Consider the following 22196-nt stretch of genomic DNA (forward strand, 5'->3'; position numbering starts at 1 on the left):
CTTTTGCATAAAAGGATGCCGAAAGTCTAAGTGATATAAGGTGGCTGGCGATGAAGTGTTAGCCACCTTTCTAATATCCAGAAGCTCAATTTGTTGATTTTAAAGATTTATAGTTATTTTTTACCTGCCAAAGTGGTGAATAGAGAAGCGAAAAGTCGCAACTAAGGTAGAACTATCTTAATAAATATTCTCTAAGTGGTAGGAATGGAATTTGGTCACGCTTTAGGCCTAGGGAAATAATAAATGTTGTCAGCAATTACTAATTCGTGGGCACTTTTGCTCGGTATTGCCTTTCTTATGCTGGGTAATGGCTTGCAGAGTACTGTGTTGAGTGTCCGGGGATCTATTGAAGGGTTCTCGACCGAATCAATCGGTGCCGTGATGACCTGCTATTTCATCGGGTATCTTGCTGGATCATTTGTGACACCCAAGGTTCTTGCCAATGTAGGGCATGTACGTGTTTTTGCAGCACTGGCTTCATTATCTTCTGCTTCAGCCTTGTTACATGCTGTCTTTATTGATCCCTATACTTGGGGCGCGATGCGTCTTATAACCGGATTTTGTTTCGCAGGGTTATATATTGTTGCAGAAAGTTGGCTTAATGATAGCTCTACCAATGAAACCCGTGGGCAACTTTTGGCTGTTTATATGGTGGTCGTGTATGGTGCTATGGGACTGGGGCAACTTCTGATTAATACCTCGGATCCAGGTAGTTTCTTACCGTTTATCTTAATGTCAGTACTCGTATCCTTGGCGCTCATCCCTACAACACTCACTGTTGCGCAGGTTCCAACGTTTGAATCTCCGACACCTGTTGGCCTCAAGCGATTATTTAAAATTTCTCCATTGGGTTTTGTTTGTGCCTTTGGGGTCGGCGTCGTACAAGCGCAAATTTTTGGTGCTGGGGCTATCTATGCCAAAGAATTGGAAATGGATACGGTGGATATTTCTGTATTCATGGCAACAATGTCGATTGGCGGGGTTGCACTACAATGGCCAATTGGTAAGGTTTCGGACCACTTTGACCGTCGTAAGGTTTTAATTGTCGTTGCTCTTCTTGCGGGACTGATTGCGCTTTCGATGGGCTTTTTCTCTGGTTCTGAAGCAACAGTGTGGTTTTTGGGAAGTGCCTTCCTATTTGGTGCACTTTGCTTGCCGTTGTATTCATTAGCCATTGCGCACACCAATGACTATCTGGATGCATCTGAAATTGTTGGAGCCACGAGTGCCCTGATCGTTATTGGGGGAATCGGCGCTATTGTTGGACCAATCATCAGTACATTTTTGATGGGGCAACTGGGTCCTAATGCATTTGTGTATAGTATGTCCGTTACTTTGTTTATGATTTCATCCTTTGGTGTCTTCCGTATGACACAACGTAGTTCTGTGCCAATTGCAGACCAAGGTGATTACATTGGGGTGCCAGCAGAATCATCTACGATGGTTGTTGCAATGACCCCTGAAGGTGAAGAATGGTATGAGGAAGTGATCGCCGAAGCTGAAGGTGATAGTCCTGACCATGTCACGGAAGAGGAAGAAGCCGAGTCCGATATTTTAGAGGATGGCCCCGCTTTTTGGGAGGAAGAGCTCTCTTCTGATGAAGATGTTCCTGAAACGCAAAGTGAAAATCAAAAAGGCTAATCTTAGAACCCAAAAAGCCTGAGGATACGGGCCGCACCGACGACGAAAACTATGCGCGGCTTTCGTTGATGACGCCTAGGAAGATATCGGCATAGCGTTCGAGCTTGCGCTTGCCGACACCGGGTACATTTGCCATATCACCGAGATCAACCGGACGCGCCATGACCATTTCCAAAAGCGTCTTATCATTAAAAATCACATAAGGGGGGACCCCCTGATCCTTCGCCAATTCGAGGCGTTTTGCCCTAAGGGTCTGGAATAACGCTTCGTCTCTTGGATCATCAATTGTTGCTGCTGGGCCAAATGACTTTTTATAGTGGCTGCGTAATGACGCGCGCGTTTTCTTTGCAGGATCGCGGCGGAATTGGACTGTTTTTTCACCTCTTAGCACAGGGCGGCAATCTTCGCCGAGCTGAAAGGATCCATGGCCTTCCATATCCACTTTTAAATAACCAAGGGCGACCAGTTGGCGGAAAATAGACCGCCACTCCTGTTTTAAGAACTCTGTGCCAATGCCAAAGGTGCTGAGTTGGTCATGACCAAGTTTTTCGATGCGTTCTGTCTTTGCGCCAAGAAGCACATCAATCACATGGGCGGATCCGAAAATCTGGCCAGTACGATAGACTGTCGACAATGCTTTTTGCGCGGCTTGTGTGCCGTCAAAGCTTTCAACAGGAGTCAGGCAGGTATCACAATTTCCACAGGGCTCAATCGGATTGTCATCAAAGTATTCTAGCAGTACCTGTCGGCGGCAGCGCGTGGTTTCACAAAAGCCCAATAGGGCTTCCAGCTTTCTGTTTTCGATCCGTTTTTGTGCTTCTGGTGCATCGGACTGTGATGCCATGTGATAGAGCCGGGCGACATCGTTCATGCTGTAAATCATCCAGGCTTCTGCCGGAAGACCATCACGCCCTGCGCGCCCTGTTTCCTGATAGTAAGCTTCTAGGCTTTTGGGCAGGTCGAGGTGAATGACAAAGCGAACGTCAGGTTTGTCTATACCCATGCCAAAGGCAACTGTCGCGACCATGATGACAGCATCCTCTTTGAGAAAGCGATCCTGGTTGTTTGCTCTGATGTCTTTAGAAAGGCCTGCGTGATACGGCAGGGCATTGAAACCTTTTTCGCACAGGGCTTGTGCGATCTCGTCTACCTTGTTTCTGGACATGCAATAAACAATGCCGGACTGCCCTGAATGTTCACGTTCTAGCAAATCTGTCAGCTGTTTTTTAGGTGCTGCCTTTAGTCCAATTTTGTAGCGAATATTCGGTCTGTCAAATCCGGCTACAAAAGCACGGGCCTCTGCTAAATGAAGGCGCTCTTTGATATCTTGTCTTGTTGGTCCGTCTGCGGTTGCCGTTAAGGCAATTCGGGGAACCCAGGGGAAACGTTCCTTCAGAAGGCTCAGTTGCAGGTATTCCGGTCTGAAATCATGCCCCCACTGTGAAACACAATGGGCTTCATCAATAGCAAAGAGCGAGAGGTCACACTGTTCCAACAAACCAAGGAAACCATCGGTGAGAAGCTTTTCCGGGGCCACATAAACCATATCAAGTTCCCCGGATCGCATACCTCTTTCCGTGGCGAGGATCTCGCTATAGGGAAGTGTCGAGTTCAGGGCTGATGCTTTGACGCCAAGTTGTTGAAGCGCCGTGACCTGGTCCTGCATAAGGGCAATCAGGGGAGAAACAACAACGGCAAGGCCAGGGCGGCAAAGTGCCGGAATTTGGTAACAAAGGGACTTTCCCCCGCCTGTCGGCATCAGGACAAGTGCGTCACCACCATCAATCACATGGTCAATGACAGCTTCTTGATCTCCTCGGAAACTATCATAGCCAAAAATACGGCTAAGAATATCCTGTGCAGATGGTATTTGAGGGGTGATCGAATCCATGCTTGGCTTATAGCCAAGTCCGCCGTGGTCGGTCAAAAAGAGTTTGTTAAGAGATTATGTTATATTCTGTATGTGTTATTTGATATTCTCGCTATCGTTGAATGCGCATGTGATATAAGTTGTTGCTGTTATTATTCAGAAATACATTTTTTTTGCTTGTAAACATACCCAAACAAAGGATGTTAAGGTGTCAAGAACAGGTCAAAATACTTATGCCGATGCAGAGCTTGTCGAACTTTACCGATTAGGTATAGAAGAGGACTTCTCTACTCTGGATAGAATTTTTGATGAAATTCAAAACAATTCAGATAAAGCATTTAAAGCTATGGATCAGGCTCGGTGTATTGTTCACAACATTAAGGGACAGGGAACCAGTTTTGGTTTTCCTTTGATGACACGTATTGGTGACAGTTTTTATACGCTTTTAAAGCATCAAGTGGCACAGGATACACTCCATCTGTCGACACCCCAACTTTACGAAGCACACCTCAAGGCGATGAAGTCGGTGATTGAGAATGAAATTTTGGGCGATGGTCCTGAAATATTTCAACAGGTCGCTGACTCTCTTAAAGAGAAGGTTGTGCAAATTGTTGATTAGATTGTTTTAGAATTTAGGGGTACGAAAAAGCCCGGCGATCAAATCGCCGGGCTTTTTTTATGACGCTATGTCATCTACGCTTATTCGCGGTTACCAAAAAGCTGTAGCAGGAACAGGAACATGTTCAGGAAGTTTAGATACAGTGAAAGGGCACCCATAATAGATTTTTTCTGGGCAACTTCCGAATGGTCACTTTCCATATACATCAGTTTGATGCGCTGGGTATCGTAAGCTGTCAGTCCAGCAAAAATCAGAACCCCGAGAATGGAAATGACAAAGCTTAGACCAGAGGATGCCAAGAAGATGTTTACGATACTGGCTATTACAATACCGATCAGACCGATAGTCAGGAAAGAACCAAAAGCTGAGAGGTTTTTCTTGGTGGTATAACCAACAAGGCTAAGGCCAGCAAAGGACGCCGCTGTGATAAAGAAAACACGAACGATGGACTCACCGGTGTAAGCGATAAAGATGTAGGAGATTGAGATCCCCATGAGTACCGAAAAGACCCAAAAAAGGATCTGGGCTGTAGATGCGGCTAAAGCGTGGATACGGGCGCTTAGGAAGAGTACCATTCCCAATGGCGCAAGCATCACAACCCATTTTAGTGGTGTGCCGTAAACGAGTTGTAGAAGTTCTGGGCTCTGGGATACTCCGAAGGCTGCAAGTCCTGTAATGACAAGTGCAATTGACATATAGTTGTATACGCCAAGCATGTATGCGCGCAGACCAGCATCTGTGTCGGCCGCTGTTGCCTGGCCATATCCAACACTGCGTTGTGTGGAACGGTCGATCATAAGAAACCTCGTTTCGTTTTTACTAAAAAGCTGATCCTAATATTGGGTCTTGTTGTTTAAAAATCAACAATAATCGGGTTTTTTAGTTGGATATTATTATCTCAACCGAAAATTTATTCATTTCGTAACAATGCAGCGGGGCGTTGTCGCAATGCGCTCCACGTTCCGGCATAGCCACACACCAGTGTTGCCAGCAAGGCCAGTAAAGGTGTGAAGAGGACAACCTCGGTTAATAAAGTAAATTCAAGGCGTAAGATATAGATCGTAATTGCCCAAGATGCAGCGGCACCAATGACGACGGCGACGACAGCTGAAATCAGCCCCAGCATACCGAATTCCAGAAAGAAAGTTGCGGCAAGGGATCGTCGGCTGGCACCCAGAACCTTTAAGACAACGGAATCGTAAACCCGACGTCGATGCCCGGCGGCGACGGCTCCACCTAGCACAAGGGTTCCCGCCAAAAGGGCGACCACGGCGATAACTGAAAGGGCAAGGGCGACATGGCTAAGTAGTTCAGTTGCTGCTTCTAATGCTTCTTTGACCCGAATGGACGAGACGTTTGAAAATGTATCAGTGACTTTGATTTCCAACGCGTCTTCTATTTCTGGCAGCGCTTTAACCGTGGCAATATGTGTCTGTGGTGCTTTGGACATAAGACCGGGTGAGAAAACCATAACGAAGTTGATTTCCAATCCGCCCCAGTCGATTTTTCGTAAATTTGCTATCTCGACATCAATTGGACGCCCCAAAAGGTTGATTGTCAGGCTGTCACCAATCGTAAGGCCTAATCCTTTTGCAACGGCCTGATCCAGAGATACCAGTGGTTTACCGTTATAATCTTCTGGCCACCAATTCCCGTCAATGAGTTTGGTATTTCGTGGCATTTCAGCCGACCATGTCAGACCGCGATCACTGCGGAATACCCATTTGATCTCGCTTGGAATTTCAAGCTCGGATGGGGAGACGCCATTCACGGCTGTGATTCTGCCCCGCATCATGGGGACACGTCGCAGTTCGTTGACACCTTTAGTGCTTTGAACAAGTTGCTCAAACTCTTCAACCTGCTGCGGCTGGATATCAATGAAATAAAAGCCGGGGGCTTCTTCGGGCAGACTTTGTGTTACAGCCTGTCGAACATTTCCTTCTAATAGTGCAACGATAACAAGGACGGTAAGCCCAAGCCCCATTGACAGAATGACACTTGTTGTCGGTGCACCAGGTCGATGAAGGTTTGCGATCGCGGTTCGCAGGGCAGGATGGGTTGCCCGGGGCAAGAATTTGGTGAGTTTGGTTATGAGCCATCCTACACAGTGATAAATGGCGAAAGTGCCAATGGCACCTACAATAAAGAATCCGGCAATTTTGGGGTTACTTGCGAAGGTAACAGCCGTTAATGCCAACAGAACAGCACTGAGAGATAGGGCGATCATTGCCTTTGGTGTTGGCCGTCCCGTGATCGGGGATGTTAAATCCCTGAAAAGGCGGGCGGGAGAGGTTTTTCCGGCTTTGGATAGCGACCAGATGGAAAAAGTAAAGGCGGTGAGAAAACCAAAAGCTGCGGCCAGCAAAAGAGGTTCAGCGTAAAACTGTGCGGCGATTTCCCAGCCAAGCATATCTTTGGCAAAGGCACTGGCGGCAAAGGGTGCCGACGCGCCAGCGATTAAACCTGTCACCGTACCAATTAGCGTGAGGAAAAGTATTTGAATAAGATAGATCTGAAAAATTAATCGGGACGGGGCACCGAGACATTTCAATGTTGCGACTACACCGACTTTACTGTCCATAAAGCTTTTCACTGCGTTTGCGATACCAACACCGCCAACAAGCAATGTCGCCAATCCTATAAGCGTTAGATACATGCCTAGGACATCAATGAACTGGCTGATACGCGGCGCTGCTTTCTCTGAACTTCTAATCCGCCACCCTGCTTCTGGGAAAGTTGTGGTAATCGTTTCCTGAAAAGCTTTGAGATCTGTTTCAATGGGCAAGGCCAAACGATAATCGTACCGAACCATACTGCCGGGTTGAATAAGGCCTGTGCCGTCGAGACTATCCCCTGATACCATGACCGTTGGGCCATAGGTGAAGGCGCGTGTTGAAAGATCTGGTTCTTTTATGAGCGACGCGCGTATTTCGTAGTGTCCATTGCCGACAACGATTTTATCGCCCACTTCTAAATTGAGCTTTCTTAAAAGGTTTGGCGCAAGGACTGTGCCCCAGCCTTTATCTGTTTTAGCTAGTGCTTCCGAAAGGGGCATGCTGGGTTCAAGGATGACATCCCCATAGAGCGGATAAATATCATCAACGGCGCGCAATTCGATCAGGGTGCGTTTACCGCCTTCGACGGGTTGCTTGCCCATCGTCCGCATTTCACGGACAAGAGAAATCTCTCCCTTGTCCTGGAGCCAACTCAGTTGATCGTCAGAGGCTTCCCGGTGAACCAGGTTAAGCGCGATATCCCCGCCCAGAAGGTTTCGACCATCATTGCGTAATCCCTGTTCAATCGCAGCTGAGATTGACCCGACTGCAGCAATGGCCGCAACACCTAAAAATAAACAGGCAAGAAATATGCGGAAGCCTTTTATGCCGCCTCGGAGTTCGCGAAAGGCATAACTGGCGGCAAGGGAGAATGGTAAACTCTTTGACATGACAATCAGCCCTGCGATGCCATTGCTGATGCCGTATCTTTGGCTGCTTTGTTAGAAGTCTCTTCTTCTAATTGCCCGTCCTGGAGCGTGATTGTTCGGTTACACATTGCTGCCAGGCGCGGGTCGTGGGTGATGAGAATAAGCGTTGTATCGTGGTCTTTTTGCAATTTGAAAAGAAGCTCGATAACCATTTCTCCGGTTGTGCTATCAAGGTTTCCAGTGGGTTCATCTGCTAACAAGATTTTGGGTTCTGCTGCAAAGGCCCGGGCAAGAGCGACCCTTTGCTGTTCACCACCAGAAAGCTGTCCGGGGAAGTGATCAAGCCTGTGTCCTAACCCTACAGCTTCCAGTCTTTCTTGTGCCCGCTTTAATGCATCGGGTTTGCGCGCAAACTCTAATGGAACAGCTACGTTTTCCAATGCCGTCATTGTGGGGATGAGATGAAAATCCTGAAAAACAATACCGACAGAGTCTCTGCGAAAACGAGCGAGGGCGTCTTCGTCCATTTTGCCCAGATCGTGTCCGTCTATTTCAACACTTCCGGATGTTGCTGCTTCAAGACCTGCCATCAGCATCATCATGGATGATTTACCGGCACCGGATGGCCCGACGACAGAAACAGTTTCGCCCTTATCGATATGAAGATTGATATTTTTAAGGATATCAACCTTTCCGGCCAATGAGCTCAAGGTCAGATTGACATGGGAAAGACAAACAAGATTTTTTGAGCCCGCGGTCATGATAAGAAAGACTTTCTCTGCACTGTCATAAAGCTTTGATCAAAAACCTATATGGTGGTGGATGTGAGGATTTCAATCATTGAGATTAAGTGTACTCTCGTTATATCGATTAAATATTTGTTCTAAAACAGTAATGTTGAAAAGTATCTGCAGAATTAAAAAACAAATTCATACAAGAATGGTCAGGAGATCGTGAACAGGGCTTGTTCCTTTAAGGTATCGAACATATTTCAGGGTATACTACGTAATGGTTATTGCTTTTTTGGGAAATGATTGATCCTATAGATGATGATTAAATTTCTTTGCAGACGTGTATTCCGTCTCGTTCCGTACTTTCTATTTACTCTTCTTACCGCAAATTTATCCTATGCAGAAACGCCCGTTAAGCTGTTGGCTTTTGGGGATAGTCTTACCCATGGTTATGGCCTGGAAGCTGGGGATACTTTCCCTGAACGGTTACAGGTAGCTTTGAAAGAGTCTGGGTATAATATCACTGTTATTAACGGTGGGAATTCTGGTGACACCTCGGCTTCGGGACGATCCCGTCTAGACTGGGCTTTGCTGGATGAAGCGCAGGTTGTTATTGTCGAGCTTGGCGCGAATGACGGTTTGCGCGGTTTGGAGCCGTCGCAAACCCGTGAAAATCTCAGCCAGATTATTGCGGGGTTCAAAGATTCAGGGGCGAAAGTACTTCTAACCGGAATGCAGGCCCCCAGAAATCTGGGTACTGAATATGTGACTGAATTTGATAAAATTTACCCAGAATTGGCAGAGCAATATGATGTTGCTTTTTATCCTTTCTTTCTGGAAGGCGTGGCGCTTGACCCTGCATTGAATCAAGCTGATGGCATCCATCCTAATCGTGCAGGGGTGGATTTGATTGTTCAGAATATTCTGCCTTATCTCGTGCCTTTGCTTGAAAAAGACGCAGAGAAAGGCATAGAGTGAGTATGTTACAGGCAGATCCTAAATTTAAGGCAGCTTTCTCGTCCTCGCCGGACTGGTCCAAGGCTTGTGCTGAGATTCTGAATGGTCTGGGGGATCTGCCGTCAGAAGCAAACTTGGGGTTTATTTATGCCACCGATGTTTTCGCAGATGATTTGTCGAGTATCTTGACCTTTCTGAAGACAAAAACGGGCCTTGAAAACTGGACAGGCACAATCGGCATTGGTGTCGGAACTAATGCTGCCAGCCAACTCGGTCGTTTTTCTGCTGTAGAGCTATACGACGAACCGGGCTTGAGCGTTATGATCGGCTCTTTCCCATCTGATACGTTTCAGGTGTTTGAATCAGGGCAGATGGAAACGGAAGAAGGGGTCAAACTTGTTGTCACTGGTGAGGGCGTTGAAAGTTGGTTGGAAAAGAATCAGGCCTATCTGGGGCTGATACATGGTGATCCACGGCATTATGATCTTCCTTTGCAGATTTCGTCTCTTTCCGCGGGGTTAGAGGTTTATCTCGTCGGGGGATTGACGTCTTCGCGGGGCGAGTTGCCACAAATTGCAAACCATATTACAGACTGTCCCTTGTCCGGTGTTTTCTTTAACGATTCTGTGCCTGCAATCACAGGGTTGACGCAAGGGTGTACACCAATCGGCCCAAAGAGAACGATTACATCAGCGGATGATCAGCAGATTTATACCATTGATGGCAGACCGGCGCTGGATGTTCTCAAAGAAGATATAGGAGAGCTTTTATCCCGGGATTTGAGTAAGATTGGGGGCTATATCTTTGTCGGTTTTCCGGTTGAAGGCAGTGACGGTGATGACTATCTGGTACGAAACCTTATGAGCATTGATATCAGTGACGGTTCCTTGAACATTACAGACGAGGTAGAGGCCGGACAGCCTATTTTTTTCTGCCGACGGGATAACGAGGCCGCGCGAAAAGATCTCAATCGTTTACTGGATGATATACGCGCACGATTACCACGCGCCCCTAAAGCTGGGCTATACTATTCTTGTCTGGGCAGAGGGCAGGCACTTTTTGGGCCAAACTCGGAAGAACTCAATATCCTTCGTCAGGAATTTGGGGATATGCCATTGGTCGGTTTTTACGCGAATGGTGAAGTGTCCCATGATCGTTTGTATGGGTACACAGGGGTTTTGACGCTTTTTTATTAAAGTTATTGAGGATGTTATGAAATATACCAAACTAGGTCGTACAGATCTTAAAGTCAGTGAAATTTGCCTGGGAACGATGACCTGGGGGGAACAAAACACACAAGACGAAGCCTTTGAACAGATGGATTATGCGCTGGGTAAAGGGATTAATTTTTTTGATACTGCTGAAATCTATGCCGTGCCACCTAAAGCTGAGACCTATGGCCGTACAGAAGAAATAATCGGGAATTGGTTTCAAGAACGGGGCAATCGGGATAAAGTTGTTCTTGCTTCAAAAGTTGCAGGCCCAAGCGCGGCGCAAACCTATATTCGCGGTGAAATTGCTCGATTTAATCGAAAACACATTGTCGAGGCGCTTGATAATTCACTAAAACGGTTAAAGACGGATTATATCGATCTTTACCAACTTCATTGGCCTGATCGGAATACCAACATATTTGGCCAACTCGGGTTTGAACATCGTGATCAGGAACAAATTACTCAGCCAGAAGAAACGTTGAGTGTTCTTGATGATCTTGTTAAGGCTGGGAAGATCCGAAATGTTGGATTGTCCAATGAAACACCTTGGGGAACCATGCAATTTTTGAAGCTCGCTGAAGAAGGGCGAGGACCGCGTATGGCTTCTATCCAAAATCCCTATAGCCTTTTAAACAGAAGCTTTGAGGTTGGCCTTGCCGAAATTTCTATGCGCGAAGATATTGGCTTGCTTCCCTATGCGCCATTGGGTGCAGGTAGTTTAACCGGTAAATATCTAGGCGGTGCCCGGCCACAGGGTGCGCGCATGACACTTTTCCCTGATAATACCCGTTATATGGGCGAAAGAGGTCAGGCCGCGATTGCGGACTATGTGGATCTTGCGGAGAGATATCACCTTGATCCTGCACAAATGGCATTGGCGTTTGTCCGTTCGCGTCCCTTTGTTACCGCGCCTATTATCGGGGCCACAAAGATGGCACAATTGAAGGCAAATATTGAATCAGCGGAACTTGATCTTTCAAAAGAGGTTTTAGCGGAAATCGAAGAACTTGGACGAAAACATACGATTCCTTGCCCGTAATGACCCGTAATTGATAGATGGTTTTAGCCATTGGTTATAGAAAAGTCATTCAGGGTTTAAAAACCGTCTCGCTGTGGTGCTTTAAGAATAAGTTGTTCTGATTCAGGCTTTTTGTTTTGTTGGTTGTTTACAGGAGGTACCCATGCGGCTGTTCAGCGCCATTGCTCTTCCCGAAGAAGCGAGATTACGGCTTATGGGGCTTTGTAACGGATTACCCGGACAGCGGTGGGTTGCCCCTGAAAATTTTCATATTACTTTACGGTTTTTCGGGGACTTGGACGGTGCACAGGCCCGGGATTTGGACGATGCTTTCAGTCGCTTGCATTTCAATCCCTTTCCTGTCCGTTTAAGTGGCGTGGGTTTTTTTGGTAAAGAGAACGGTCCAAGAATGTTGTGGGCAGGGGTTGAGAAAACCCCTGAAATCTCAGATCTCCGCCGTAAGGTAGAATACGCTGCACAATCAACTGGCATAAGGTTAGAGCGAGAGAAGTTCACGCCTCATGTTACGCTCTGTCGTTTTAAAAGTAACCCGGGGCCTGCTTTTGGGGCGTATCTGCGCGACAATAGTCTTTTTTCTCATCCTGAGTTTACAGTGGAAAGTTTTGGCCTTTATTCCAGCAAACTTACACCGTCGGGGGCGTGCTATTTTCTGGAAGCTGACTATCCAGAACCGTTTTATTCGTGGACCGAGACTCTCGATATATAATGTAGAGGCCACTGATGACGATGATACTCGCCCCAAATAGAACATGTGCTTCGGGAATTTCGTCCCAAAAGGCCCAACCGAAAATAAGCCCCCATATCAGCATGGTATAGTCAAAAGGTGCGACAACAGCTGCCGGGGCGTAGCGATAGGCTTGTCCGGTTAAAAAGTGTGCGGTTGTTGCAACGACTGCCATGCCCATTAGCATAAGAAGGTCTGTGTTACTTGGCAGAGTCCAGGCAAAGGCTTCCCAGGGTAAGGCGAGGGTTGTTGATGCCAAACAAACAGTTGTAACTGTCCCCCAGAAAGTCATGCCGGATGAACTACAATGATGACGGAGTTGTCGGGTCATGATCATCAGCAAGGCATAAAAAAAGGCTGCAATGACCGGGAGTATTGCAACGGGCTGGAAAGTGTCTGTCCCTGGCTGCAATATGATCAGAACGCCGCCAAAGCCAGTGAAGACGACGGCCCAGCGATGAAAACCCACTTTTTCTTTTAGGAAAATCACCGATAGTAATGTTGTGAACAAGGGGGCGACAAAAGCGATGGCAAAGACTTCCGCCAGTGGCATAAAAGGCAATGCCGCATAAAATGATCCGGCAGCAAAAATAATCAGCGATGATCGCACCAGTAAAAGAACTGGTCGATCTGACTTAAGAGTAGCAATTCCACCTGTTTTAGCGACTAGGACGACAGCAAGTGGCAGGCTGAATAAATTCCGGATAAGTATAATGCTAATGATGCTATAAGACGCTGTGAGCCATTTGGCTATGCCATCCATAACAGATGTGCAAAAAACCATCAGAATCGCCAAAATGATTCCAAGAATAATTCTATCTTCGTGTTGCTTTTTCGTAACCCCTGTCGATGTACTCATTTTATTGATCTTTGAGTTGTGTTTTAAAGTGGTTCACAAGGTTGATAACGCCCGTTTCAATGACATCAAGCATGTCTTCGTAATCTTGCGGTCCGCCATAATAAGGATCTTGAACTTCTTTGATATCAAAAGGGCTGTAATCCAAAAACATGCTTATTTTGTTTTGGTATTCTGGGGGGCATTTTTCTTGAATGATGTCTCGATGGCCAAAATCCATTGCGAGAATCATGTCGAACTCTTCAAAGTCTTTTGCTGAAAGTTGGCGTGCTCTGAGGTCAGAATAGTCATAGCCTTTCTTTGACGCTAGTTTCAGACCAGTTTGGGTAGGTGGTTCACCTATATGGTAACTGTGTGTACCGACTGAATCTGTTGTAACCATCTCATTCAAGCCCTGTTCCCTTAGCTTGTGCCTTAAGATGCCATCAGCCGCGGGTGAGCGACAAATGTTGCCTGTGCAAACGAAGAGAACTTTGTACTTTTTCATTAATGTAATATTCCTGCTAAAGGTCTGTGTTCTGTTTTGTGGTCTTAAGGAATTGTATGGCTTGTGTGATACAACTTACTCAGAGGTTCTTTGGAAAAACGGACTGCGAATTTCCGTTTTAAGGAACGCAAAACCGATACGGTGCATTGTGATTACAATTACTAAATCTTATGCGAGATCGTCTGTCCAGCATAGATTGTATACGATTTGATGTGGCGAGAAAAAAATAGGAAAAATTTGGTTCAACCAATTTTACTGAATCACAAAGAAGTCACTTAATGCATATAAATTTTTGATAAGACACTTCATACGCGTATCTTGTAAAAGTGCTGAACTTTTGAATTTTATAAATATTAAAACATCTTTGACGATGGATATTAAATAATATTAGCCGGTTTTAAAATATTATTTACAATCTGTTTCTCAATTTTAAGTTGAAATATCGAGGTCAAGTTTTGATAATTTTCTATAGTTTTCATTCGGTTAATTTGTTTCCATAGCGTTGACAAAAGTTCTGATTACGGCAACGCTATGGCAGCGGCGCGTAAAAAATCACCTGAGAACCGAAACTGGTTTTCCAAAAAGCGGCGCATCTAATACAGGGAGTCCAAAGTGAAGATAAAGAATTTATTGAAAGGTCTGGCGTTTGCCACGGCTGTTTCTGTTTCTGCATTATCGGCGACTGCTACTTATGCTGGAACACCAGATAACGTACTCGTAATTGCCAATCGTATTGATGACATTACATCACTTGATCCGCATGATTTATTTGAATTTGCCGGGTCTGATTATTCTAATAATGTTTACGACAAGCTTGTAACCTTTGATCCTGCAGATCTATCCAAAGGATATCAGCCTGGTTTGGCCGAAAGCTGGACGATCAGTGAAGATGGCAAAACCTTTACGTTTAAAATTGCCAAAGGTCGTAAGTTCCATTCGGGTAATGATATTACAGCGCACGATGCAGAATATTCTCTTCGTCGTGCTGTCGTTATGAAAAAGACACCGTCTTTTATCCTGACACAGTTCGGGTTTGATGCGGATAATGTTGATGCAACAATCAAAGCGACAGATGATGATACGCTTGTTGTGACAACTGACAAAAAATATGCCCCTTCTTTTGTGTTGAACTGTTTTGCCGCTGTTGTTTCATCTATTGTTGATTCAAAACTGGTTCAGTCTCACGAAGTTGACGGTGACTGGGGTAATAAATGGCTCCAAACTAATTCAGCAGGGTCAGGTGCCTATTCTTTGGTTAACTGGAAGCCTAACCAATCATATAATCTGAAAGTTAATGCTGATTACTGGGCAGCAAAGCCAACAATGAAGAAGATTATCGTTCGTCATATTCCAGAATCATCAACACAGCGATTGCTTTTGGAAAAAGGTGATATTGACGTTGCGCGTAACCTAAATCCGACTGATGTCGAAGGTATTTCTGATAATTCAGATTTGGCAGTAGATAATGATCTGCGTGGTCGGATCATGTATATTTCCATGAACCAGAAGGATCCTATTCTTTCCAAACCAAAAGTACGTGAAGCGCTGCGTTATCTGATCGACTATGATGGAATGGTGAATTCCTTCCTAAAAGGTCAATACGTTGTTCATCAAGCTTTCTTGCCTTTGACCTATATGGGTGAGCTGAAAGACAAGCCATTTAAACTGGATGTAGCAAAAGGCAAGGAGCTACTTGCCGAAGCTGGTCACGCAGATGGTTTTGATGTTGAAATCATTGTACGGAATGCGCAAGAACGTATTCAGATTGCTCAATCTGTTCAGAATACCTTCAAACAAGCTGGTATAAACGTTAGTCTGACCCAGGGTACTGGTAAACAGATTTTGGGTAAATATCGTGCACGTGACTTCCAGATTTATGTTGGGGCATGGGGACCAGATTATCCGGATCCACATACAAATGCGGATACATTTGCATCAAACCCGGACAACAATGGAACGCACGCTGGTAAATTGGCTTGGCGTAATTCATGGGATATCCCGGAAATGACCGCCTTAACCATCGCCGCGGCTCAGGAAACAGATAGTGTGAAACGTGCTCAGATGTATGTTGATATGCAAAAAGAGCATCAGATGAATTCACCGTTTGTTGAAATGTTCCAGAAGAACGAACAAACAGGCCGTCGTACCAATGTTCAAGGATTCTATACTGGTTCTGCGGTTTCTCAGGTCGTTTATTGGACTGTTACAAAGTAGTATCTGATGAGTGATGCTGTTGATACAGCGACGCCGAAGCGGCGCGGGTCTTCCGTGCCGCTTCTAAAGCGTCTTAAGAGTTTGATCACAGTGCTTTTTACTGTGCTGCTCACTTTAGTTGGCCTTTTGTTTGTTACTTTTATTATTGGTCGTGTCATGCCCGTCGATCCCGTTTTGGCGATCGTAGGCGAACGTGCGTCGCAAGAAATTTATGATGCGGCTTACAAGTCCCTTGGTTTAGACAAACCCCTGATGGTTCAGTTTGGGATCTTTTTACAACAGATCGCAGTGGGTGATTTTGGTGTTTCCAACCTAACGGCAAGGCCTGTATCCGAAGACATTTTACGTGTTTTTCCTGCTACCCTAGAATTGGCAACAGTTGGCACTATTTTTGGCGTGTTGTTTGGTGTGCCAATGGGGGTTATGGCTGCGGTGCACGAAGGAAAGTGGCAGGACCAAGTTGTTCGTTTTGTCGGCCTTTTCGGTTACTCCATGCCTATTTTTTGGATTGGTCTTGTCGGACTTATTGTTTTTTATGGCGTGTTGGACTGGGTCGGTGGCCCTGGGCGGCTGGATGTTTATTACGAAGATATTATTCCTGTCGTAACGGGATTAATTTTGATCGATAGTCTTATCGAGGGAGACCTTGATATTTTCTGGAATGCCTTCTCGCATATCATTCTTCCGGCTTCTATTCTTGGGTATTATTCTCTGGCGTATATCAGCCGTATGACCAGATCCTTTATGCTTGAGCAGCTTTCGCAAGAATATATTACAACAGCCCGAGTCAAAGGCCTTTCAGAACGAACTGTTATTTGGCGTCATGCATTGGGTAATGTCATGATCCCCTTGATAACCGTGATCGCGCTTTCCTATGCAAACCTTCTAGAAGGCTCTGTTTTGACAGAGATTATCTTTGCTTGGCCTGGATTAGGCTCATATCTGACAACAGCTCTGCTTTCAGCCGATATGAATGCTGTTATCGGCGGGACAGTTGTCGTTGGTTTGATTTTTGTCGGCCTCAATCTTTTGTCTGATTTCCTATATAAAGTTGTTGATCCGAGGGCACGTTAGAATGAGTACAGATACAAAATCGTACGATCAGGGATTGAAGGGCTGGTTGAACAGCGAGTCTCCTGAATCACGATTTCATGCCCAAATGGTACAGCTATATGCAGGGTGGCAGTCTCTTGTTGCCAACCGTCTTGCGTTTTTGGGCTTTATGATCATTGTTTTGCTAATCTTGGTGGCAATTTTTGCGCCCTTATTGGCAACCCATGATCCTTCTATTCAAAATTTAAAATCTACACTGCTGCCGCCCTTTACAGATGGCCATATTCTGGGAACTGATGATTCCGGCCGTGATATCTGGAGCCGTATAATATACGGATCACGGATAACATTGTTTATTGTCGCATTGGTTGCCTTTACAGCGCCTGTTTTTGGGCTGTTGGTTGGAACTGTAGCTGGCTATCTCGGCGGTTGGGTTGATACGGTCTTGATGCGTATCACTGATATCTTCCTTGCGTTTCCCCGACTTGTTCTGGCACTTGCATTTGTATCTGCTTTGGGTGCGGGGATCGAAAATGCAATTCTTGCCATTTCTTTGACGGCTTGGCCACCTTATGCCCGTATTGCGCGGGCAGAAACGCTGACCATTCGAAACAGTGACTATATTGCTGCCATTCAGCTTCAGGGGGCAGGTCGATTACGGATCATTCTGGGACATATCTGGCCTATGTGCATGTCTTCGTTGATTGTACGGGTGACGTTGGATATGGCGGGCATTATTCTGACCGCTGCTGGACTTGGTTTTCTCGGTCTTGGCGCACAACCGCCTAGTCCGGAATGGGGAGCGATGATTTCTTCTGGACGACAGTTCATTCATGACCATTGGTGGATTGCGACGATGCCTGGGTTGGCGATCTTTATTGTCTCTCTTGGGTTCAACCTGCTTGGTGATGGCTTGCGTGATATCCTCGATCCGAAGAAGGCACAGTCATGAGTAAACCACTTTTAGAAGTAGAAGATCTCTGGGTGCGTTTTGCGTCTAAAAAGCGTGTTGTAGAGGCCGTTCGGGGCATTTCCTTCTCTGTTGGTCGAGAACGCGTAGGGATTGTTGGTGAATCCGGATCCGGTAAATCTATGACTGGTCGGTCGATTTTGCGGTTGATCCGTCATCCGGGTGAGGTTGAAGCAAAGAAAATCCATTTTGATGGACAGGATTTACAGGCCTTAAGCGAAAAGGAAATGCGTGATGTCAGAGGACATAAGATTTCTCTGGTTATGCAGGATCCAAAATTTTCACTGAACCCAGTGATGAAGGTTGGTGATCAGATATCCGAGGCTTATCGCGTTCATACAAATGCATCAAAGACCGAGGCCAAGGAAAGGTCTATTGCGATGCTGAATGCGGTGCAAATTCGTAATGCTGAGCGGGTTTATGATAGCTATCCGCATGAGGTTTCTGGCGGCATGGGACAACGTATCATGATTGCTATGATGTTGATTCCAGAGCCTGATCTATTAATTGCGGATGAGCCGACATCAGCTTTGGATGTAACTGTCCAACGCCGTGTTTTGCAGATTATGGATAAGTTGGTGCAAGAACGAGGTATGGGCTTGATTTTTATTAGCCATGATTTGAACCTTGTCGCCTCCTTTTGTGATCGTGTGATTATTATGTACGGTGGCCGGATTGTTGAAACCTGTCGCGCGGATGAACTTCAAAATGCGAAACATCCTTATACACGGGGCTTGCTTAATGCCTTGCCGGATATTCACAAGCCCAAAGATCAGCTATCGGTTCTTGAACGTGACCCGAAATGGATAGAGGACCCAAGTGTCGATGCCTTCCTCTGATAATACAAAGTTGAATCAAGCTCCGATTGCCTTGGATATTCAAAATTTGAATGTTTATTTTGGCGAAGGGCATGAAAAGTTTCGTGCTGTAAAAGATGTTTCTATCTCTGTTGAAGCAGGGGGGTCATTTGGCCTCGTAGGGGAATCCGGATCAGGAAAATCCACGGTCCTTCGCGCGGTAAGCGGCTTGGTACCAAGCTGGGACGGTACTGTTGCCGTTAACGGCGAACCAATTAGCAAAAAACGAGAGATGTCTTATTGTCGGACGATCCAAATGGTTTTCCAAGACCCCTATGCGTCTTTGCATCCCAGACACAGTATAGATCGGACCTTGTCTGAACCTCTGCGACTTCACAAGTTTGATAATATTGATGATCGTGTGAACCAAGCCTTGGTAGATGTTGGCTTGGGGGCCTCGTTCAGATTCCGTTATCCCCATCAGTTATCTGGTGGTCAGCGACAGCGTGTGGCGATTGCCCGGGCCTTGATGTTGGAGCCAGACATTCTGTTGCTGGACGAACCGACATCTGCTCTGGATGTTTCTGTGCAGGCTGAAATTCTCAACTTGCTTTCGGATATTCGTAAAAAGCGTCAATTGACCTACATTCTGGTAACCCATGATCTCGCAGTTGTTGCCCATATGTGTGATGAAATTGCGGTTATGAGCCACGGTGAAATCGTTGAGATTATGGATGTCGAAACGATGCGTGAATCGAAACCTGAACACGAATATACCCGCGAGTTACTCGAAGCCAGTGAAGGCTATCAACCAGAAGCCTGAAATTTTATATTGTTGTATTTATATGTAGCAGGATTGATTAATGTCAGCTTTACCTATTCCCGTATTTGATGGGCATAATGATACTTTACTTCGTCATGTCATGAACGAAGGAACAGCGAAAGAAGTATCTTTTTTCTCTGAAAATGAGCGCGGACATATTGACCTGCCAAAGGCACGAAAAGGTGGCTTGCAAGGCGGCCTTTTTGCGATGTTTGTTCCTTCAAAATATGATGATACATCCGGTGTGCCGTTTGATCCTGAAGATCCTGCTAACTTTGCCCCTGTTGACCAACCCGGAGCTCTTAACTTTACCAATCGAATGTTTGCGATGGCACGACGTTGGGTAAGGGAGAGTGATGGCCAGGTCGTTATTGCGAAGTCGGTTGCCGAAGCCCGTGCAGCGATGTCCGAAGGCAAGCTTGCCATGATCATGCATATCGAAGGGGCCGAGGCAATTGATAAAGATCTGTATGCTCTGGAAATCCTTTATGCAGCAGGTCTTCGTTCTATTGGTCCGGTCTGGAGCCGCAAAAATATTTTTGCGGACGGGGTTCCTATGGCTTTTCCCAGTTCGCCTGATACAGGTACTGGTTTGACCGATGTGGGGTGTGAGCTGGTCGCGAATTGTAATCGCATGGGGGTTATGATTGATCTGTCCCACATTACAGAGAAAGGTTTCTGGGATGTTGCTAAATTATCAACCAAACCTTTGGTTGCGTCCCATTCCAATGCACATTCTTTATGCCCTTCGGCACGAAATCTAACGGATAAACAGTTGGATGCTGTTAAAGAAAGTAAAGGACTCGTGGGCATCAATTATCATGTCGCTTTCCTGCGCGATGATGGTGCTCATGATGTGAACACATCCATCGATGTTTTGGTCCGGCATGCAGCCTATCTTGTTGATAAGTTGGGCGAAGATGGTGTTGCTCTTGGGTCTGATTTTGACGGGTGCTTGGTGCCAGATGCAATAAAGGATGCAACAGGTCTGCCTAAGTTACTGGACGGGCTGAAGAAATCTGGCTTTGGTGATAAATTAATCAACAAAATTGCCCATGAAAATTGGTTGTCCGTACTCGAACGTACTGGAATTTAGGATTTCTGTCGGTAACTTTTTTAACGAAGAGGGGATCGTATGAACTGGATAGGTCTTGATCATGTCCAATTAGCTATTCCTGTCGATAGTGAAGATTTATGTCGAAATTTTTATGGAGCAATTCTGGGCTGGACTGAAGTCCCTAAACCCGAAAGCTTAGCGGGTAGAGGAGGTGTCTGGTTTTGTACAGATTCTTTTCAAATTCATTTCGGCATAGAACAAGATTTTCAACCTGCGAAAAAGGCTCATCCTGCCTTTCTTTTAAAAGATCTTGATCTTCTGGCGGACAAGTTGGCTATTAATAATGTTGCCGTACAATGGGATGATAAATTGGAAGGTTATAAAAGGTTTTTCGTGAATGATACCTTTGGTAACCGCCTTGAGTTTATGCAAAAGACGGGTGCGTGATTAAGAGCTCTTTTGAGTAAGAAAAGGATGCTTGAATGTTTGGCATCTAGGTTTTCCATTCCAAAGTGCCCGAAGAGTTTCAATGATACCTTTCCAAGAAGACAATCACATTGATTTGATGTCTGTTACTTCGCGTTAGTTTATAGTGGGGGATGTCGTACGCCCTGTTATTATGGAGAATGCAGCATTGATGGATAATGCTTTGGACAAACTATTAGGGGACGTGCGTGCCTGTACGCACTGTGCCAAGGATCTTCCTTTGGGGCCCCGCCCTGTTGTCCAAATTTCTTCAAGAGCAAAAATTCTTATAATTGGACAGGCTCCAGGTACAAGGGTCCATGAAACGGGTATCCCTTGGAACGATCCTTCGGGTGATCGTTTGCGAGAGTGGCTGGGGATTGATAAAGAGCTTTTTTATGATCCAGAAAAAATAGCAATTATGCCGATGGGATTTTGTTATCCGGGACGATTAGATAAAGGGGGCGATGCGCCACCGCGACCGGAATGCGCCCCTTTGTGGCATGACAAACTGCTTGGCGTATTACCAAATTTGAACATTACATTATTGGTAGGCCAATACGCCCAAAAATATTATCTGGGCAAGGGAAAGAAGAAAACACTGACGGAAACAGTAAAAGCATGGAAGGAATATCAACCGGATTATTTTGTTACCCCACACCCGAGTTGGCGTTCAGCCATGTGGCTCAAAAAAAATACATGGTTTGAAGATGATGTGCTGCCTGTATTGCGTAACCGCGTGCAAGGACTTGTTTAGTCGGGTTCTGTGTCGATGCTGAGCCTTAAGAAAGACTTACCGTTCTGCTTTCCATTTTGTCCATATCGTCTTCTGACATGCCAAAATAATGACCGATCTCATGAATCAGGACATGGCGGACAACCTGATTAAGGTCTTCACCGTTTTCACACCAAAAATCAAGAATAGGGCGACGGAAAAGGAAAACAGTATCCTTCTCTTCGTTCAGCTCTCTGCTTTGTTGAGTCATTGAACGGCGATCGACACCTTGATATAGCCCCAAAATTTCGAAAGGGGTTTCACAATCCATAGCTTCCATCATGTATTCTGATGGGAAGTCCTGAACTTCTATTCTAAGTTGGCTGGCGACATCTCTGAGCTCATCAGGCATATGCGCATAGGCTTCACGCGCCAGAGATTCAATATCACTGATCTCTGGGGGAGTCGTAAAACGTTCTATGTTATGAAGTTGGCCCATTTTCTCAATCCAGTTAACCGAGGACGGCAATAGGCATAGAT

Annotated in this window: 21 protein-coding genes; 14 read left to right on the top strand and 7 right to left on the bottom strand. The window is 45.7% G+C overall.

Annotated features, from left to right (window positions below):
• Positions 1-243 precede the first annotated feature (243 nt).
• Positions 244-1641, top strand: coding sequence for an MFS transporter (locus tag Q0241_RS08055; RefSeq protein ID WP_299375777.1), 1398 nt, complete (start codon positions 244-246; stop codon positions 1639-1641).
• A gap of 49 nt (positions 1642-1690) precedes the next feature.
• On the opposite strand, the gene recQ is transcribed toward Q0241_RS08055, so the two are convergent.
• A complete protein-coding gene (gene recQ, locus Q0241_RS08060) occupies positions 1691-3532 on the bottom strand; it encodes a DNA helicase RecQ (protein WP_299375780.1) in 1842 nt (613 codons plus the stop codon).
• 187 nt (positions 3533-3719) lie between these two features.
• On the opposite strand from recQ, the gene Q0241_RS08065 reads away from it, so the two are divergent.
• The gene (locus Q0241_RS08065; protein ID WP_299375783.1) at positions 3720-4130 is read left to right on the top strand and encodes a hypothetical protein; all 411 of its coding nucleotides are present in this window, start codon (positions 3720-3722) and stop codon (positions 4128-4130) included.
• An 80-nt stretch (positions 4131-4210) separates the two neighbouring features.
• Here the strand turns inward: Q0241_RS08065 and Q0241_RS08070 are convergent, their stop codons facing one another.
• From Q0241_RS08070 to Q0241_RS08080, 3 genes are all read right to left on the bottom strand, one after another.
• A complete protein-coding gene (locus tag Q0241_RS08070) occupies positions 4211-4927 on the bottom strand; it encodes a Bax inhibitor-1/YccA family protein (RefSeq protein WP_299375786.1) in 717 nt (238 codons plus the stop codon).
• A gap of 113 nt (positions 4928-5040) precedes the next feature.
• Positions 5041-7575, bottom strand: a complete 2535-nt coding sequence (locus Q0241_RS08075; protein ID WP_299375790.1) for an FtsX-like permease family protein — start codon at positions 7573-7575, stop codon at positions 5041-5043.
• Between the two features lie 5 nt (positions 7576-7580).
• The gene (locus Q0241_RS08080; protein ID WP_299375792.1) at positions 7581-8315 is read right to left on the bottom strand and encodes an ABC transporter ATP-binding protein; all 735 of its coding nucleotides are present in this window, start codon (positions 8313-8315) and stop codon (positions 7581-7583) included.
• Between the two features lie 285 nt (positions 8316-8600).
• On the opposite strand from Q0241_RS08080, the gene Q0241_RS08085 reads away from it, so the two are divergent.
• From Q0241_RS08085 to thpR, 4 genes are all read left to right on the top strand, one after another.
• Positions 8601-9263 (top strand): arylesterase, encoded by a 663-nt coding sequence (locus Q0241_RS08085; protein ID WP_299375795.1) that lies wholly within the window; start codon positions 8601-8603, stop codon positions 9261-9263.
• A 2-nt stretch (positions 9264-9265) separates the two neighbouring features.
• Positions 9266-10438 carry an FIST C-terminal domain-containing protein gene (locus Q0241_RS08090; RefSeq protein WP_299375848.1) on the top strand — a complete coding sequence of 391 codons (1173 nt, stop codon included), beginning with the start codon at positions 9266-9268 and terminating at the stop codon, positions 10436-10438.
• A gap of 16 nt (positions 10439-10454) precedes the next feature.
• Positions 10455-11495, top strand: a complete 1041-nt coding sequence (locus Q0241_RS08095) for an NADP(H)-dependent aldo-keto reductase (protein WP_299375797.1) — start codon at positions 10455-10457, stop codon at positions 11493-11495.
• 142 nt (positions 11496-11637) lie between these two features.
• Positions 11638-12201, top strand: a complete 564-nt coding sequence (thpR, locus tag Q0241_RS08100) for an RNA 2',3'-cyclic phosphodiesterase (RefSeq protein ID WP_299375799.1) — start codon at positions 11638-11640, stop codon at positions 12199-12201.
• On the opposite strand, the gene Q0241_RS08105 is transcribed toward thpR, so the two are convergent.
• Together Q0241_RS08105 and Q0241_RS08110 are read right to left on the bottom strand one after the other, a co-directional pair.
• Entirely contained in the window at positions 12119-13078 is a 960-nt protein-coding gene (locus Q0241_RS08105; RefSeq protein ID WP_299375801.1) for a DMT family transporter, read from the bottom strand. The two genes, thpR and Q0241_RS08105, sit on opposite strands and share 83 nt — an antisense overlap.
• A 1-nt stretch (position 13079) precedes the next feature.
• A complete protein-coding gene (locus tag Q0241_RS08110; protein WP_299375803.1) occupies positions 13080-13562 on the bottom strand; it encodes a low molecular weight protein-tyrosine-phosphatase in 483 nt (160 codons plus the stop codon).
• Between the two features lie 612 nt (positions 13563-14174).
• Here Q0241_RS08110 and Q0241_RS08115 point away from each other — a divergent pair.
• The 8 genes from Q0241_RS08115 to Q0241_RS08150 all read left to right on the top strand — a co-directional run bounded on the left by Q0241_RS08115 (position 14175) and on the right by Q0241_RS08150 (position 21698).
• Positions 14175-15776, top strand: a complete 1602-nt coding sequence (locus tag Q0241_RS08115; RefSeq protein ID WP_299375805.1) for an ABC transporter substrate-binding protein — start codon at positions 14175-14177, stop codon at positions 15774-15776.
• Positions 15777-15782: 6 nt separating this feature from the next.
• A complete protein-coding gene (locus tag Q0241_RS08120; protein ID WP_299375808.1) occupies positions 15783-16850 on the top strand; it encodes an ABC transporter permease in 1068 nt (355 codons plus the stop codon).
• A gap of 1 nt (position 16851) precedes the next feature.
• The gene (locus Q0241_RS08125; RefSeq protein ID WP_299375810.1) at positions 16852-17781 is read left to right on the top strand and encodes an ABC transporter permease; all 930 of its coding nucleotides are present in this window, start codon (positions 16852-16854) and stop codon (positions 17779-17781) included.
• A complete protein-coding gene (locus Q0241_RS08130) occupies positions 17778-18638 on the top strand; it encodes an ABC transporter ATP-binding protein (protein ID WP_299375812.1) in 861 nt (286 codons plus the stop codon). Before Q0241_RS08125 ends, Q0241_RS08130 begins: the two co-directional genes overlap by 4 nt.
• Positions 18625-19419, top strand: a complete 795-nt coding sequence (locus tag Q0241_RS08135) for an ABC transporter ATP-binding protein (RefSeq protein WP_299375814.1) — start codon at positions 18625-18627, stop codon at positions 19417-19419. Before Q0241_RS08130 ends, Q0241_RS08135 begins: the two co-directional genes overlap by 14 nt.
• 40 nt (positions 19420-19459) lie before the next feature.
• The gene (locus Q0241_RS08140; protein WP_299375815.1) at positions 19460-20515 is read left to right on the top strand and encodes a dipeptidase; all 1056 of its coding nucleotides are present in this window, start codon (positions 19460-19462) and stop codon (positions 20513-20515) included.
• Between the two features lie 39 nt (positions 20516-20554).
• Positions 20555-20923, top strand: a complete 369-nt coding sequence (locus Q0241_RS08145) for a glyoxalase (protein ID WP_299375817.1) — start codon at positions 20555-20557, stop codon at positions 20921-20923.
• A 172-nt stretch (positions 20924-21095) separates the two neighbouring features.
• Positions 21096-21698, top strand: a complete 603-nt coding sequence (locus Q0241_RS08150) for a uracil-DNA glycosylase family protein (protein ID WP_299375850.1) — start codon at positions 21096-21098, stop codon at positions 21696-21698.
• 25 nt (positions 21699-21723) lie between these two features.
• Here the strand turns inward: Q0241_RS08150 and Q0241_RS08155 are convergent, their stop codons facing one another.
• Positions 21724-22155 (bottom strand): metallopeptidase family protein, encoded by a 432-nt coding sequence (locus Q0241_RS08155; protein ID WP_047763928.1) that lies wholly within the window; start codon positions 22153-22155, stop codon positions 21724-21726.
• Positions 22156-22196: the final 41 nt, after the last annotated feature.

Origin of the sequence: uncultured Kiloniella sp., from assembly GCF_937128705.1 — a bacterium.
Taxonomy (GTDB): Bacteria; Pseudomonadota; Alphaproteobacteria; order Kiloniellales; family Kiloniellaceae; genus Kiloniella.